The 15,145-nt window shown below is 64.3% G+C and carries 10 protein-coding genes and 1 riboswitch; of the genes, 6 read left to right on the forward strand and 4 right to left on the reverse strand.

Going from position 1 to position 15,145, the window contains the following annotated elements:
- The first annotated feature begins 33 nt into the window (after nucleotides 1–33).
- The 4 genes from PG881_RS13610 (at nucleotide 34) to PG881_RS13625 (ending at nucleotide 10,943) form a co-directional block, all read left to right on the forward strand.
- A complete protein-coding gene (locus PG881_RS13610; protein WP_270800637.1) occupies nucleotides 34–3,534 on the forward strand; it encodes a hybrid sensor histidine kinase/response regulator in 3,501 nt (1,166 codons plus the stop codon).
- A gap of 174 nt (nucleotides 3,535–3,708) precedes the next feature.
- Nucleotides 3,709–3,796, forward strand: a riboswitch (cyclic di-GMP riboswitch).
- A gap of 110 nt (nucleotides 3,797–3,906) precedes the next feature.
- Nucleotides 3,907–6,516 carry a glycosyl hydrolase family 18 protein gene (locus PG881_RS13615; RefSeq protein WP_270800639.1) on the forward strand — a complete coding sequence of 870 codons (2,610 nt, stop codon included), beginning with the start codon at nucleotides 3,907–3,909 and terminating at the stop codon, nucleotides 6,514–6,516.
- A gap of 72 nt (nucleotides 6,517–6,588) precedes the next feature.
- Nucleotides 6,589–8,937, forward strand: a complete 2,349-nt coding sequence (locus PG881_RS13620; RefSeq protein ID WP_270800641.1) for a M66 family metalloprotease — start codon at nucleotides 6,589–6,591, stop codon at nucleotides 8,935–8,937.
- Between the two features lie 83 nt (nucleotides 8,938–9,020).
- Entirely contained in the window at nucleotides 9,021–10,943 is a 1,923-nt protein-coding gene (locus tag PG881_RS13625) for a glycoside hydrolase family 19 protein (RefSeq protein ID WP_333563424.1), read from the forward strand.
- Nucleotides 10,944–11,002: 59 nt separating this feature from the next.
- Here PG881_RS13625 and PG881_RS13630 read toward each other — a convergent pair whose 3' ends face one another.
- Nucleotides 11,003–11,803: a putative RNA methyltransferase gene (locus PG881_RS13630; RefSeq protein ID WP_270800643.1), complete on the reverse strand. Its 801-nt coding sequence runs from the start codon at nucleotides 11,801–11,803 to the stop codon at nucleotides 11,003–11,005.
- A gap of 126 nt (nucleotides 11,804–11,929) precedes the next feature.
- Nucleotides 11,930–12,568 (reverse strand): cAMP-activated global transcriptional regulator CRP, encoded by a 639-nt coding sequence (gene crp / locus PG881_RS13635; RefSeq protein ID WP_011704916.1) that lies wholly within the window; start codon nucleotides 12,566–12,568, stop codon nucleotides 11,930–11,932.
- A gap of 311 nt (nucleotides 12,569–12,879) precedes the next feature.
- On the opposite strand from crp, the gene PG881_RS13640 reads away from it, so the two are divergent.
- Entirely contained in the window at nucleotides 12,880–13,284 is a 405-nt protein-coding gene (locus PG881_RS13640; protein ID WP_016349708.1) for an OsmC family protein, read from the forward strand.
- A gap of 49 nt (nucleotides 13,285–13,333) precedes the next feature.
- Nucleotides 13,334–13,630: an MliC family protein gene (locus tag PG881_RS13645; RefSeq protein ID WP_011704918.1), complete on the forward strand. Its 297-nt coding sequence runs from the start codon at nucleotides 13,334–13,336 to the stop codon at nucleotides 13,628–13,630.
- Nucleotides 13,631–13,688: 58 nt separating this feature from the next.
- Here the strand turns inward: PG881_RS13645 and PG881_RS13650 are convergent, their stop codons facing one another.
- Both PG881_RS13650 and PG881_RS13655 read right to left on the reverse strand, forming a co-directional pair.
- Entirely contained in the window at nucleotides 13,689–14,219 is a 531-nt protein-coding gene (locus PG881_RS13650) for a DUF4136 domain-containing protein (protein WP_011704919.1), read from the reverse strand.
- A gap of 15 nt (nucleotides 14,220–14,234) precedes the next feature.
- Nucleotides 14,235–15,104 carry a phosphoribulokinase gene (locus PG881_RS13655; RefSeq protein ID WP_011704920.1) on the reverse strand — a complete coding sequence of 290 codons (870 nt, stop codon included), beginning with the start codon at nucleotides 15,102–15,104 and terminating at the stop codon, nucleotides 14,235–14,237.
- Nucleotides 15,105–15,145 lie beyond the last annotated feature (41 nt).

Below are 15,145 nucleotides of genomic sequence, written 5' to 3' on the forward strand. Positions count from 1 at the left end.
GCTTGAATCTTCAACACGGACAAGAGGTTACAGATGCACCAGGGATGGTTGCTGATCGGATTGTCGCTCTCCTATCTGGGGTTGCTGTTTTTGATCGCCTACGTGGCGGACAAGAACAAACGTCGCCGTTTAAAGGGGCAGCCCCTGCTCTACAGCCTGTCGCTGGCGGTCTATTGCACCTCCTGGACCTTCTTCGGCACGGTGGGCCAGGCCAGCGAGTCGCCCTGGTCACCTGTGCCCATCTATCTGGGCCCCATGCTGGTGTTCCTGTTCGGCTGGCGCTTGCTGGCCCGCCTCATCCTGGTGGCCAAGCGCGAGCACATCACCTCCATCGCCGACTTCATCGCCGCCCGTTACGGCAAGTCCCAGCGCCTCGCCATGGTGATCGCGCTGATCGCCATCATGGGGATACTGCCGTACCTGGTGTTGCAACTGAAAGCCATCGTCACCGGGCTGGATCTGCTGATGGCCAACTCTGTACCCGCCGGCCCCACCGGCAATACCGCCGGGCTGGCCCTCGGCGTGGCCCTGCTGCTGGCGCTGTTCAGCATCCTGTTCGGCACCCGCCATCTGGACGCCACCGAGCACCACCGCGGCATGGTGGTGGCCATCGCCTTCGAATCCGTGGTCAAGCTGCTCGCCTTCATGGCGGTGGGGGGCTTTGCGCTCTGGCTTATCCTCAGCAAGCCGAGCCAGGCCCGCACCCTGGTGGCCAGCGACTTTCTCGATGCGGTGGTGGCGGTGACGCCGGGCAGCCTGCTGGAGCTCGCCATCTATACCTTGGTCGCCATGTGCGCCGTCATCTGCCTGCCGCGCCAGTTTCACGTGACCGTGGTGGAGAACAACCAGGGCCAGGATCTGCACTGGGCGCGCTGGCTGTTTCCGCTCTACCTGTTCGTGATGGGGCTGTTCATCTGGCCGCTGGCGCTGGCGGGCAAGCAGTGGGTGGGGGCCGGCATGGCCTCGGATACCTATGTGATCAGCCTGCCCATGTCGCTCGGTTTCGACGGCATGGCGCTGCTGGCGTTTCTTGGCGGCACCTCGGCGGCCACCGGCATGGTGATCGTCTGCACCATCGCGCTGGCCATCATGGTCAGCAACGATCTGGTACTGCCGGTGCTGCTGCGCCGCTTCTGGCAGCAGGGGCGGGACGAGCGGCTGGTGCGCCTGCTGCTGCAGGTGCGCCGCGGCGCCATCCTGCTGATCCTGCTGGCAGCCTGGGGGCTCTACCTCTGGCTCGGGGATCTCACCAGCCTGTCGCGCATCGGCTACCTGTCGTTTGGCGCCGTGGCCCAGTTCGCGCCGGCGCTGCTGCTTGGCCTCTACTGGCGGCACGGCAACCGCAAGGGGGTCTACCTCGGTCTCGCCCTCGGGGTCAGCCTCTGGTTCGCCACCCTGCTGGCGGAGAGCGGCCTGCTGGCCGGCTCGCCGCTGGCCGCCCTGCTGGCACCACCGGACTGGCCAGCGTTTCGCGATCTCAGCCTGGGGGCCTGGTGCATCTTCCTGAGCCTGTTGCTCAACCTCATCGGCTATGTGGCGGGCTCCCTGCTGTCGCAGGCGGCGGTGAGCGAGCGGCTGCAGGCGGCCAACTTCGTCGGCAAGCCGAGCCGCGACACCACGGCGCTCTATCAGGCGCGGGTCTCGGTCAAGGAGCTGGAGATGCTGGCAGCCCGCTTCGTCGGCTCGAGCCGGGTCAAGCGTGCCTTCGGCCGCTTCGCCGGCGAGCGGGGCGGCACCTTGGCGCCCCAGATGCAGGCCTCCGCCGAGCTGATTGCCCACACCGAGCGGCTGCTGGCCGGGGTGTTCGGCACCTCGTCTGCCCGCCTGGTGCTGGCCTCGGCCCTGCAGGGGCGCAACATGCAGCTCGAAGAGATCGCCACCATAGTGGACGAGGCCTCCGACGTGTTTCGCTTCAACCGTGGCCTGCTGCAGGGGGCCATCGAACACATGGGGCAGGGGATCTCGGTGGTGGACCGGGATCTCAAGCTGGTGGCCTGGAACCGGCGCTACATCGAGCTGTTCCACTATCCGCCCGGCCTCATTCAGGTGGGCCGCCCCATCGAGGAGATCATCCGCTACAACGCCGAGCAGGGGCTGTGCGGCCCAGGCGATGTCGAGGCCCATGTGGTGCGGCGGGTCGCCTTCATGCAGCGCGGCAGCCAGCATATCTCGGCGCGGGAGCGCCCCGATGGCCGGGTGATCGAGATGCAGGGCAACCCCATGCCGGCGGGCGGCTTCGTGATGACCTTTACCGACATCACCCCGTTTCGCGACGCCGAGCGGGTGCTGCGGGAGGCCAACGAACACCTGGAGGTGCGGGTGGCCGAGCGCACCCACGAGCTCTCCGAGCTCAATCGCCAGCTGCTGCTGGTGAACCAGCAGGTGGAGCGGGCCAACCACTCCAAGAGCCGCTTCCTGGCGGCGGTGAGCCACGATCTGACCCAGCCGCTCAACGCCGCCAAGCTGTTTACCTCCTCCCTGCTGGAGATGCTGCCACCGGCGGACGAGCCGGCCCGCATCGCCCGCCACATCGACGACGCGCTGGGAGCGACCGAGGATCTCATCACCGATCTGCTCGACATATCGCGGCTCGAAGCGGGCAAGTTCAAGGCCAAGAAACTGGATTTCGCCCTGCGCGACGTGTTCGACAACCTCAAGGCGGAGTTCGGCGTGCTGGCGCAGGCGGGGGGGATCCAGTTCTCGGTGGTGGAGAGCGGTGTGGCGGTCTACAGCGATGTGCGCCTGCTGCGGCGGGTGCTGCAAAACTTCCTCACCAACGCCTTTCGCTACAACCCGGGCGGGCGGGTGCTGCTCGGCTGCCGCCGGCTCGGCGACAAGGTGCGCATCGAGGTGTGGGACAACGGCCCCGGCATTCCGGCCGACAAGCAGGAGGCGATCTTCGACGAGTTCTCCCGCCTCGATCATTCCCGCACCGCGCGGGAGCAGGGGCTAGGGCTCGGCCTTGCCATCGCCCGCGGCATTGCCCTGGTGCTCGGCCACAACCTGACCCTGCGCAGCTGGCCGGGGGCGGGCTCGGTGTTTGCCATCACCCTCAATCTGGCGACCCGTCCTGTCGCAACGACGCAGGTGGCGGCACCCACCCAGCGCGACAGCCAGCTGGAGGGGATCCGGGTGCTCTGCATCGACAACGAGAGCGACATCCTGATCGCCATGCACTCCCTGCTGGGGCGCTGGGGCTGCGAGGTGGTCTGTGCCCAGAGCCTGGCCCAGGCGGAGGATCTCATCGCCGGCGGCTTCCTGCCGCAGCTGGTGCTCTCCGATTACCATCTGGACGACGGCAAGACCGGGCTGCAGGCGCTGCACATGCTGCGCCTGGCCCACGGCAACGACATCGGCGGCATCATCATCAGTGCGGATCGCAAGAGCGAGCTGCAGGCGCAGATCCGCGAACACGGCTACGGCTACATCAGCAAACCGGTCAAACCGCTCAAGCTGCGAGCGCTGATGAACAGCATCTTGCGGCCGGCCAAACTTGATGATGATCACGAAACCGGGAATTCGTCCGAATTTTAATCGACGGCCCCCAGCCGGCAAGATCGGCACTTTCTGACACAAAAAAGTGCCTTTTCTTCTCGTTTGAGGCTTATTTTCGATAAAAAGTGGTTTATTAATAACCGCTCGGGGGTTTGCCCTCCCTCCTTTGACTCCCTTATAGTCAGGTCGCGATTATTTTTGTCGCAAATCAAGTTGTGCAAAAGGCAAACCGGATGAAAGTCCGGGACGCAAAGCTTCCGGTCTAAGGGTCAGCAGTACCTAAGATAGCGGGGCCACCACAGGTTGTTTCGTCCATGGGCCAAGCCATGGTGCGATGTTGTCTGCGTTACCTGTCAGGTTGCGTTGCCTTTTTCGTTATCTATTCCAAGAACGAAATAAGGATATTCAACTATGTTAAGTCCAAAACCCTCCGTACTGGCGTTGTTGGTCGGGGGTCTGTGTGCCTCCTCCGCCTTCGCTGCCGCCCCCGGCAAACCCACCATCGGCTGGGGCGAAACCAAGTTCGCCATCGTCGAAGTGGATCAAGCCGCCACCTCCTACAACAAGCTGGTCAAGGTGCACGCCGATGGCGCGCCGGTCAGCGTGAGCTGGAACCTCTGGTCCGGTGATGTCGGTCAGACCGCCAAGGTACTGCTCGACGGCAAGGAGGTGTGGTCCGGTGCCGCGTCCGCCTCCGGCACCGCCAACTTCAAGGTCACCAAGGGGGGCCGCTACCAGATGCAGGTGGCGCTGTGCAACGCCGACGGCTGCACCCTCTCCGACAAGAAAGAGATCCTGGTGGCCGACACCGACGGCAGCCACCTGCTGCCGCTCAAGGCGCCGCTCAAGGAGAACAACAAGCCCTACGTCAACAAGACCGGCAAGGTGATGGGGGCCTACTACGTGGAGTGGGGGGTCTATGGTCGCAAGTTCACCGTGGACAAGATCCCGGCCCAGAACCTGACCCACATCCTCTACGGCTTCACCCCGATCTGCGGTGGCAACGGCATCAACGACAGCCTGAAAGAGATCTCCGGCAGCTTCGAGGCGCTGCAGCGCTCCTGTGCCGGCCGCGAGGACTTCAAGGTCTCCATCCACGATCCCTGGGCTGCCATCCAGATGGGGCAGGGCAACCTCACCGCCTATGACGAACCCTACAAGGGCAACTTCGGCAACCTGATGGCGCTCAAGAAGGCCTATCCGGACCTGAAGATCCTCCCCTCCATCGGTGGCTGGACCCTCTCCGACCCCTTCTTCTTCTTCGGTGACAAGACCAAGCGCGACACCTTCGTCGCCTCGGTGAAGGAGTATCTGCAGACCTGGAAATTCTTCGACGGGGTGGACATCGACTGGGAATTCCCGGGTGGCCTCGGGGCCAACCCCAACCTCGGCAGCCCCTCCGACGGCGAGACCTACGTGCTGCTGATGAAGGAGCTGCGCGCCATGCTCGACGAGCTGAGTGCAGAGACGGGCCGCACCTATGAGCTCACTTCCGCCATCAGCGCCGGCGGTGACAAGATTGCCAAGGTGGACTATCGCGCCGCCCAGCAATACATGAATCACATCTTCCTGATGAGCTACGACTTCAACGGCGCCTGGACCAACACCGGGCTGGGTCACCAGACCGCGCTCTACGAGTCGAGCTGGGATCCCAACACCAAGTACACCACCGACAAGGGGGTCAAGGCGCTGCTGGGTCAGGGCGTCGAGCCGGGCAAGGTGGTGGTGGGGGCCGCCATGTATGGTCGCGGCTGGACCGGCGTCAGCGGGTATCAGGGCAACAACCCCTTCACCGGCACCGCCACCGGCCCGATTGCGGGGACCGAAGCGGAAGGGATCTGGGAGAAGGGGGTCATCGACTACCGCGGCATCGCCAAGGGCAAGATGGCTGGCGACTGGCAGTACAGCTATGACGAAGTGGCCGAAGCACCGTCCGTGTTCAAGGCTGCCACCGGCGAGCTCATCACCTTCGATGACGAGCGTTCGGTCAAGGCCAAGGGGCAGTACGTGCTGGCCAACCAGCTCGGCGGCATGTTCGCCTGGGAAATCGACGCCGACAACGGCGACATTCTCAACGCCATGCACGAGGGGCTGGGCCACGGCGATAGCACACCGCCGGTCAACAAGCCGCCGGTGGCCAACGCCGGCACCGATCTCGCGGTGACCGGGCCGGCCCAGCTGGTGCTGGACGGTTCCTCCTCCCGCGATCCTGAAGGGGCTGTGCTGAGCTACAGCTGGGCCCAGATCTCCGGTCCCAAGGCGACCCTGAGCGATGCCACCCAGGCCAAGGCCAAGGTGAGCGTCGATGCGGTGAGCCAGGACGTCAATCTGGTGTTCGAGCTGACCGTGACCGATGACCACAACCTTAGCGCCAAGGATCAGGTGGTGGTGACCAACAAGGCGCCGCAACCCAACCTGCCGCCTGTGGTGACGGTGCAGGACAAGGTCTCGGTGCAGGCAGGCAAGCAGGTGAGCATCACTGCCAGCGCCACCGACCCCAACGGCGATACCCTGAGCTATCAGTGGAACGTGCCGGCCGGGGTTACCGCCAGCGGTCAGAACAGCAAGACCCTGGTGGTGACCGGCCCCAGCGTCACCGTGGAGACCGGTTATGACCTCACCGTTACCGTGACCGACGGCGCCCTGGATGCCCAGGGCAAGACCCGCCTCACCGTGACCCCGGTCAGCGGTGGCGGCGACTGCAACGCCACCGATCCGGATGCCGCCAACTGGCCGGCCTGGAAGGCCTCAACCACCTACAACGGTGGCGAGAAGGTGAGCCACAACCAGCTGGTGTGGCAGGCCAAGTACTGGACCCAGGGCAATGAACCGAGCCGCACCGCCGATCAGTGGAAGCTGATAAGCCAGGTGCAGCTGGGCTGGGATGCCAGCGTCGCCTACAACGCCGGTGACGTGACCACCCACAACGGCCGCCAGTGGAAGGCACAGTACTGGACCCGCGGCAACGAGCCTGGCAAGCACGACGTCTGGCAGGACATCGGCGCCGCCAGCTGCAAATAACCTCACCATAAAATCCACCGGGGCATGCCAGGCATGCCCCCTTTTTTCCCCATAACAACAAAGAGCACCACCATGACCACATGCACCACACGTCTTGCCTGCCTGATCGGCGTAGCCCTGGCAAGCGGCCCGCTGCTGGCCGCCGTTCAGCCACCCACCCCGCTGGTTTTTGACGCCACCCGTCCGCAGAACGATCTGCAGGGGTCGCTGCTGGCCGGCATCCAGTTTGCCCAGAGCCAGATCCTGCCCGCCCACCCGCGGGAGGGGGACAACCAGCCCCGCCTCACCGCCCTGCGCAAGAGCCTGCTGCTGGTGCGCCCGCTGCAGGCCGGCAACCAGGCGCCGCTGGCGCTCGAGGCCCGCGACGGCGCCGGCAAGCTGCTCGGCAGCCTCACGCTGGATCCGCCCTCCCGCCTGCCCAAGACCGCCTACTACCTGGAAGGAACGCCGGAGGAGGGGGTCGACTTCACTCCGGGTCCCGGCACCAGCACCCTCATCAACAGCAGCAGCGAGCTGGCCAGGCTGAGCGATCCGAGCGGCACCTTCCTGCTCGGCAAGTTGCAGCCCCATGCCCTGGTCACCATCCAGACCGCCGACGGCCGTTGGGTGCGCGACATCCACCTGCCGCGCGACGCGAGCCTGGAGGGCAAGATGGTGCGCCTTACCTCCAATGCCGGCTACAACTCCACCGTCTATTTCAGTGGCCGCCAGGTAACAATCTCCCGCGGCCAGTGGATCCGCGATGGCGAGCTGGAAAACAACGGCATTACCTATTCCAGCGATGCCTGGAGCGCCGTGCTGCCGGCCGAGTGGATCATGCCCGGCCTCACCCTGCGACTGAGCCAGGGGGATCTGAGCGGCGAGCTGAACGACCTCAAGGTGGGGGCGCCGGGGGAGCTGCTCATTCACACCATCGACATCGGCATGCTGACCAGCCCGCGCGACCAGTTCGCCTTTGCCAAAGATAAAGAAGCCCAGCGGGAGTATTTCCAGACCATTCCCGCCAGCCGCCTCGTCGTCAGCCAGTATGCGCCGCTGTCGTTGCCGGAAGTGATGCTGCCAGATGGCACCCTGCTCACCGACTTTGATCCGAGCGAGGGGGGCTGGCACAGCGGCACCATGCGCCAGCGCATCGGCAAGGAGCTCATCTCCCTTGGCATCGACAATGCCAACTACGGCATCAACAGCACAGCCGGGGAGGGGGAGAGCAGCCACCCCTACGTGGTGGCCCAGCTGGCGGCCCACAACAGCCGTGGCAAGTACGCCAACGGGGTGCAGGTGCACGGCGGATCCGGCGGGGGCGGCATCGTCACCCTTGACGCTTCCCTTGGCAACGAGTTCAGCCACGAGGTGGGCCACAACTACGGTCTCGGCCACTACGTGGGCGGCTTTGCCGGTTCGGTGCACCGCAGCGCCGATCAGATCAATGCCACCTGGGGCTGGGATGGCGACAAGAACCGCTTCATCCCCAACTTCTTTGCGAGCCGCAGCGGCCAGAGCGCCTGCCTCGACGGCCAGTGCCAGGCCCCGTTTGACGGCCGCAAGTTTGGCTTCGACGCCATGGCCGGCGGCGAGCCGCTCTCCGGCTTCAATCGCTTCACCCTCTACACCCCCAACTCGGCCGCCATCATCCAGCGCTTCCTCGAGAGCAAGGCGGTGTTCGACGCAGCGTCCCCCACTGGCTTTAGCAAGTGGAACGAAAGCCAGGCCAGGATGGAGCCCTACCGCCACCGGGTCGATCTCGCCGAGCAGATCACCGCGCCGGTGAGCGATCTGGGAGAAGTCAAACTGGCCGCCCTGCTGGCCGAGTACGATCTGGTCAAGGTGGCCATGTGGGATGGCAACTGGACCCGCAACATCCAGCTGCCGGCCGCCTCGGCGGTCAATCGCGGCCGCATCGTCAGCATCGACCACAACGCCGGCTACAACAGCACCCTCTTCATCAACGGCCAGCAGATCACTGTCTCGCGCGGCTTCAAGAAGAGCTATCGCTCCGACGGCAGCCGCTGGAACGAGGGAGCGCCGACGGATCTGGCGGCAGATCGCAAGCCAGCTGCCTTCGGCGTGCCGGTGACCACCCTGGTCGGCTACTACGACCCGCAGGGGCAGCTGCCGAGCTACCTCTATCCGGCCCTGCACGGCGCCTACGGCTTTGCCTATGGCGATGACGGCGAGCGGCTCGGCAACAGTGACTGCCAGCTGCAGGTGGAGACCCGCGACGGCCTGCTGCGCTTCAAGCTGGCCAACCACCGGCTGAGCGCGAGCGTGATGAACAAGTTCCACGTCAACGTGCCGACCGCAAGCGAGCCGCGCAGCGCCAGCGTGCTGTGCCGCAACCAGTCACAGACCGAGGCCCAGCTTGTCCCGGCCCCGGTCGGGCTCGGCTACACGGTCAACGGCATGCCGCTGGCGGCGCGCTGAGTGTTTTTCTCCTTTCTCCTCGCGCAATGCGAGGTGCCACTGGCGGGGGCCAAGCCCCGCCTTTCATCAAGCAAGAGGTAAATATGATGACAAGAAAGTCCTCTGTGGCCACCCTGCTGGCCGGGCTCTGTCTGAGCGGTCAGCTGTGGGCCGCCAGCGCCTATGACATCAATCAGGGCTATGGCGGCGGCAGCCAGGTCAGTTTCAACGGCCAGATCTACGAGGCCAAATGGTATGCCAATCCGGGCCAGAGCCCGGGCGTGCAGGTCGCCAACGAGTGGGATTCTCCGTGGGCCCTGCTGGGGGCGGGTGAAGCGACGCCACCCGGTGACGGGGAGGGCATAGCCCCGCCCGCGCAGGGAGGCAGCGGCGCCGCTGACGGCAGCACCGTCTACCTGAGCCAGAGCGAGCTGGATGCCAGGGAGCATGCGCTCACCGACTTCCCGGCCATGACGGCGGTCAAGGCCTCCATCGCCACCCGCGACAACGCCGTGGTCGAGGCGGTGGCCCCCGGCCTGCCGCTCAACCCCGCCAACGTCAAACGGGTGGAGGGGCTGATCAGCGAGTCACAGTTCAACTTCCTGTTCCCGCTGCGGGCGCCGGAGTACACCTATCGCGGCTTCCTGCAGGCGGTGGCCAAGTTCCCGGCCTTCTGCGGTGATTACAGCGACGGGCGCAACGCCGAGGCCATCTGCCGCAAGTCGCTGGCCACCATGTTCGCACACTTCGCCCAGGAGACCGGCGGTCACGAGAGCTGGCGACCCGAGCCCGAGTGGCGTCAGGGCCTGGTGTGGGTGCGGGAGATGGGCTGGACCGAGCAGATGCGCGGCGGCTACAACGCCGAGTGCCGGCCGGATGTGTGGCAGGGTCAGCAGTGGCCGTGCGGCAAGTTCGACAACGGCGAGTTCAAGAGCTACTTCGGTCGTGGCGCCAAGCAGCTGTCGTACAACTACAACTACGGCCCCTTCTCCGAGGCCATGTTCGGCACTGTGCGCACCCTGCTGGACAACCCGGAGAAAGTGGCGGACACCTGGCTCAACCTGGCCAGCGCCGTGTTCTTCTTCGTCTATCCGCAGCCGCCCAAGCCCTCCATGCTGCACGTGATTGACGGCACCTGGCAGCCCAACGCCCACGACCGGCAGAACGGCCTGGTGCCGGGCTTCGGGGTGACCACCCAGATCATCAACGGCGGGGTGGAGTGCGGCGGTGCGGCCGAGCATGCCCAGTCCCAGAACCGGATCACCTACTACCAGGCCCAGGCCCAGTATCTGGGGGTGCCGGTGCCTGCCGACGAGGTGCTCGGTTGCAAGAACATGAAGGTCTTTGACGAGGCCGGCGCCGGCGCCCTGCCCATCTACTGGGAGAACGACTGGAGCTATGTGCCGGGCAACCCCAACGGTGGCAAGAGCTACGCCTGCAAGCTGGTCGGCTACCAGACCCGCTTCAGCGCCTTCAAGGAGCGTGACTACAGCCGCTGCGTGCAGCACTTCTTCCCCGAGGTGGTGATCGAGGACAACGGCGGTGGCACCAACCTGCCGCCGGTGGCCAGCATCAGCGGCCCGAGCGAGGCGCTGGGCGGCGCCACCGTGCTGCTCTCCGGCCAGGGCTCGAGCGATCCGGAAGGCAAACCCCTCAGTTACGCCTGGACCCTGCCTGCCGGGGCCAGCGCCTCGGATCTGAGCCAGTCCACCCTGAGCGCCATCCTGCCGCCGACCCCGACCAACGACACCCGCTACGGCTTCGTGCTCAAGGTGACCGACGACAAGGGGCTGAGCCGCAGCGCCACCCACGAGATCCTGATCAAGGGCAGTGGCGGTACCACGCCGCCGGATGGCAACCCGCCCTACAAGGAGGGCACCGCCTACAAGGCCGGTGACAAGGTGAGCAACCTGGGCGGCAACTACCAGTGCAAGCCCCATCCCTACACCGGCTGGTGTGCCGGCGCGGCCTGGGCCTATGAGCCCGGCAAGGGCACGGCCTGGAGCGATGCCTGGATCAAGCTGTAACGGCATATCCGCGCAATAAAAAAGGCCCGTCAGGGCCTTTTTTCATGGGATGAATGCGCTCACAGCGGCTTTTGCCACAGGCTCAGCAGCAGATCCTGCTCCAGCTCGTCCGGTCCCTGGTGGCTGAAGGCGTGGCGCTGCTCACCGCTGGCGCGCCAGCCGAGGCGGCTGGTCTCCAGGATGAAGCTGCGCAGCCCCTGGTCCATCTGCATGCTGAACTGGCAGCGCAGCTGACTCATGGGGTTGAGGCCGGCCAGGCTCGGCCAGCTCAGCGGGTGCTCCATGCTGACCGGGTTGAGGCTGACCCTCAGCTGCCACTGGTGGCGGGGGCCAGGTTGCAGGTAGAGCAGGTAGCCGCCCGGTGCCAGCCAGCTGACCAGCTGCTCGGTCTTGACCTTGAGATCGTTGACCAGCAGCAGCTGGGCCGTGCCCGGCAGGATCGGCGCGCGGGCCGGATCGGCGATGATGAACTGAGCGCCCGGCTGCGCCTTGTTGGCGGCAAAGATGGTGTTCTTGGCGATGTCGACGCCGGCAAATTGCCAGCCCGGCAGGCGCTCGGCCAGGGTCCGGCAGTAGTAACCCTCGCCGCAGCCCAGGTGGATCAGCTCGCGCGGGTCGAGGGGGGCAAGCAGGCTGGCCATCGCCTCGACCAGCGGCAACTGGTGGCCCTGCTCGAGGAAGTGGCGTTTGGCGCGCATCAGGGCGCGGCTGTCGCTGTCCTTGGGGTTCTTCTTGCCGGGGATGAGATCCAGATAGCCTTCCGGCGCGGGATCGAAATGGTGCTTGTTGGCGCAGTAGACCCCGCGGGAGGCTTCATGAAGTTGCAGCGGGCTGCGACAGATAGGGCATTGCAGGTGCATAGGATTTCTCTTGGCGAAGGCCATGACGGCAGGGGCGTTCGGGATTATAGGGGAGACGATCAGAAAAGGCTGCCGTGGCAGCCTTTTTTATCCGGCGACCCAGTGCGGGGCCGCCAGTCGCGAGGATCAGCGAGTGCCGAACACCACTATGGTCTTGCCGTGGGCGGAGATCAGCTCCTGCTCTTCGAGCATCTTGAGGATCCGGCCGACGGTTTCACGGGAGCAACCGACGATCTGGCCTATCTCCTGACGGGTGATCTTGATCTGCATGCCATCCGGGTGGGTCATGGCATCCGGCTGCTTGGCCAGGTTCAGCAGGGTCTGGGCGATCCGGCCGGTCACGTCCAGGAAGGCGAGGTTGCCGACTTTCTGGCTGGTGTGCTGCAGGCGGGCCGCCATCTGGCCGGAGAGGCGCATCAGGATTTCCGGGTTGACCTGGATCAGCTGGCGGAACTTCTTGTAGGAGATCTCGGCCACTTCACAGGAACCTTTGGCACGCACCCAGGCGGAACGCTCCGGGTTTTCGCTCTCCTCGAACATCCCCATCTCGCCCAGGAAGTCGCCCTGGTTCAGATAGGAGAGGATCATCTCCTTGCCTTCATCGTCCTTGATCAAGACGGCCACAGTGCCCTTGACGATGTAGTAGAGGGTTTCCGCTTTCTCACCCGCGTGGATCAGGGTGCTCTTGGCGGGATACTTATGAATGTGGCAGTGCGACAAGAACCATTCCAGGGTGGGATCGCTTTGCGGTTTGCCAATGACCATGAGAATTCCTCTGTAGTGTCTTTTTATGGACTCGTGCGTCCGGGCAAGCTGCCAACCTTGCCATTCCTTGTATTAGTCGCAGTAGGATAAGAGCCTTTGTCTGTGCTGACAAGGCTTTGAGGGCTTTTGCCAGCTCCCCTTGCAACCCCTGCTGCGTTCCGTTCGCCATTGTAGGGAAGATGGGGGCATCAGATGTTGATTTTGATCTAGTTAGTCAGGAAGTTCGTGAAAATGGCGGATATGTGCCGCTGTCGCGTCGTCTGCGGTATGCTATGTCAGTCAGATCTGTCGTCATCAAGAGGAAATGTGAAATGAAAGCCAAGGTCAGCTGGGTGGAAGGCATGCAGTTTGTGGGCGAGAGTGAGTCCGGTCACAAGGTGATCCTGGACGGAGCCAACCCCGGCGAAGGTGCCAGCCCGATGGAGATGATCCTGCTGGCGGTGGGCGGTTGCAGCTCGATCGATGTGGTCTCCATTCTGGAGAAGGCGCGTCAATCCGTGACCGCCTGCCATGTGGAGCTGGCCGGTGAGCGGGCTGACTCGGTGCCGCGGGTATTCGAGAAGATCCACCTCCACTTCGTGGTGACCGGCAAGGGGCTGGCTGAAAAGCAGGTGGCCCGCGCGGTGGATCTGTCGATGGAAAAATATTGTTCAGTTTCCCTGATGTTGGAAAAAGCGGTAGAAATTACCCATAGTTATCAAATTCTTGAAGCCTGATAGCAGTGGCTCTTCCGATCGAATAACACCATGACATAAGGAAAGTGCAATGAAAAAGATGATAGCGTTACTCCCCCTGCTGGGGCTGGCAGCCTGCAGCATGCCGCAACCGACTCAGTACCAGTACAGCCAGTATCAGTGCGGTGAGGAGTTGCTGGCCGTGACCTATGATGCCCAGGCCGACATGGTGCAGTTCCCCTATGCCGGGGTCTATCACAAGCTGGGCCGGGTCGAGGCGGAGTCAGGTGCCAAGTATTCCGACGGTGTGACCACCTTCTGGAATCAGGAGAAGCAGGCCATCCTCAGCCAGAAAGGGGTAACCCTGCTGACTTGCCAGCGCAAGTGATCGTCATGGTGTGATGACAACGGCCTGCTCAATGCAGGCCGTTTTGCATTATTGGGGGTCAGTGCGGCAGGGCGTTGAGCATCTTGGCGGCCAGTTGCTGGCTCAGTTGCTGACGCTCCCCTTCGGCGATGGCCACGTCGCTGGCCAGGGAGATGGCGCTGCTCCACACCGCCTGCTGGGTGCGCCGGTCGAGCAGCACGATGGCCAGGGTGCCCTTGCGGGCATCGGCCTTGGCCTGCAGCCCCGGGGTCATGCCGAGGCGGGCGAAGATCTCGCCATCGCTCAGATCCTTGCTGCCGGCCACCCCGATGGCGACCCAGACATCGGCCTCGTCGAGGGGGACGCTCTGCCACCCCTTGCGCCCCAGCTCCTGATTGACCGCCTGTTGCACCGGCTCCAGCCAGCCTTCGGCGCTGTCGCCGGCATACTGGAACTGCTCGGCCAGCGCATAGCGCGGCGTCGCCCCGAAAGGCCAGCTGGCCGCCGGGCGCACCACCATGGTGCCCGCTTCCAGGGTCGGCGCGGCCGGGCCGCTGCTGCAGCCACCCAGCAGGGCGGCCAATCCCACAGAGATAAACGCTAACCGCATCATCAGCTCCTTGGCTCAGGTGATCTTGCCGGTTTCAATCAGTTGCTGGATCAACGGGCGCAGGATCAGCTCCATCGCGAAGCCCATCTTGCCGCCCGGCACCACTATGGTATTCATCCGTGACATGAAGGATCCGTCGATCATCGACAGCAGGTAGGGGAAATCCACCTGCTTGATGCCGCGAAACCGTATCACCAGCATACTCTCGTCCAGACTCGGGATCACCTTGGCGCTGAAGGGGTTGGAGGTATCCACCGTCGGCACCCGCTGGAAGTTGATGTGGGTGCGGGAGAACTGGGGGGTGATGAAGTTGATATAGTCGTCCATGGAGCGAACGATGGAGTCGGTGACCGCCTCGCGCGAATGGCCGCGCTCCGAGGTATCGCGAATGAGCTTCTGGATCCACTCCAGGTTGACGATGGGCACCACCCCGATGAGGAAGTCCACGTGGCGGGCCACGTTGTGCTCATCGGTGACCACGCCGCCGTGCAGCCCCTCATAGAACAGCAGGTCGGTGTCGCTCGGCAGGTTCTGCCAGGGGGTGAAGGTGCCTGGCATCTGGTTGAAGGGCACCGCCTCGTCGAAGCTATGCAGGTAGCGGCGATACTGGCCGCTGCCGTTCTGGCCGTACTCCTGAAAGAAGCTCTCCAGCAGGCCGAAGTCGTTGGCCTCGGGGCCGAAATAGCTGATGTGGCGCCCCTGTTCGCGCGCCTTGCGGATCGCCACGTCCATTTCCGGGCGGGTGTAGCGATGAAAACTGTCCCCTTCCACCACGGCCGCCTGATAACCGAGCTGATGAAACATGGAGCGAAAGGCGTTGGTGGAGGTGGAGGTGCCGGCCCCGGACGAACCGGTAACCGCAATGATGGGATGCTTTGCCGACATAGAATTCTCTCTTCCTTGGGAGTTCCGTTATAAAGGCATGT

This window comes from Aeromonas sp. QDB54 (assembly GCF_027707385.1).
Classification (GTDB): Bacteria; Pseudomonadota; Gammaproteobacteria; order Enterobacterales; family Aeromonadaceae; genus Aeromonas; species Aeromonas hydrophila.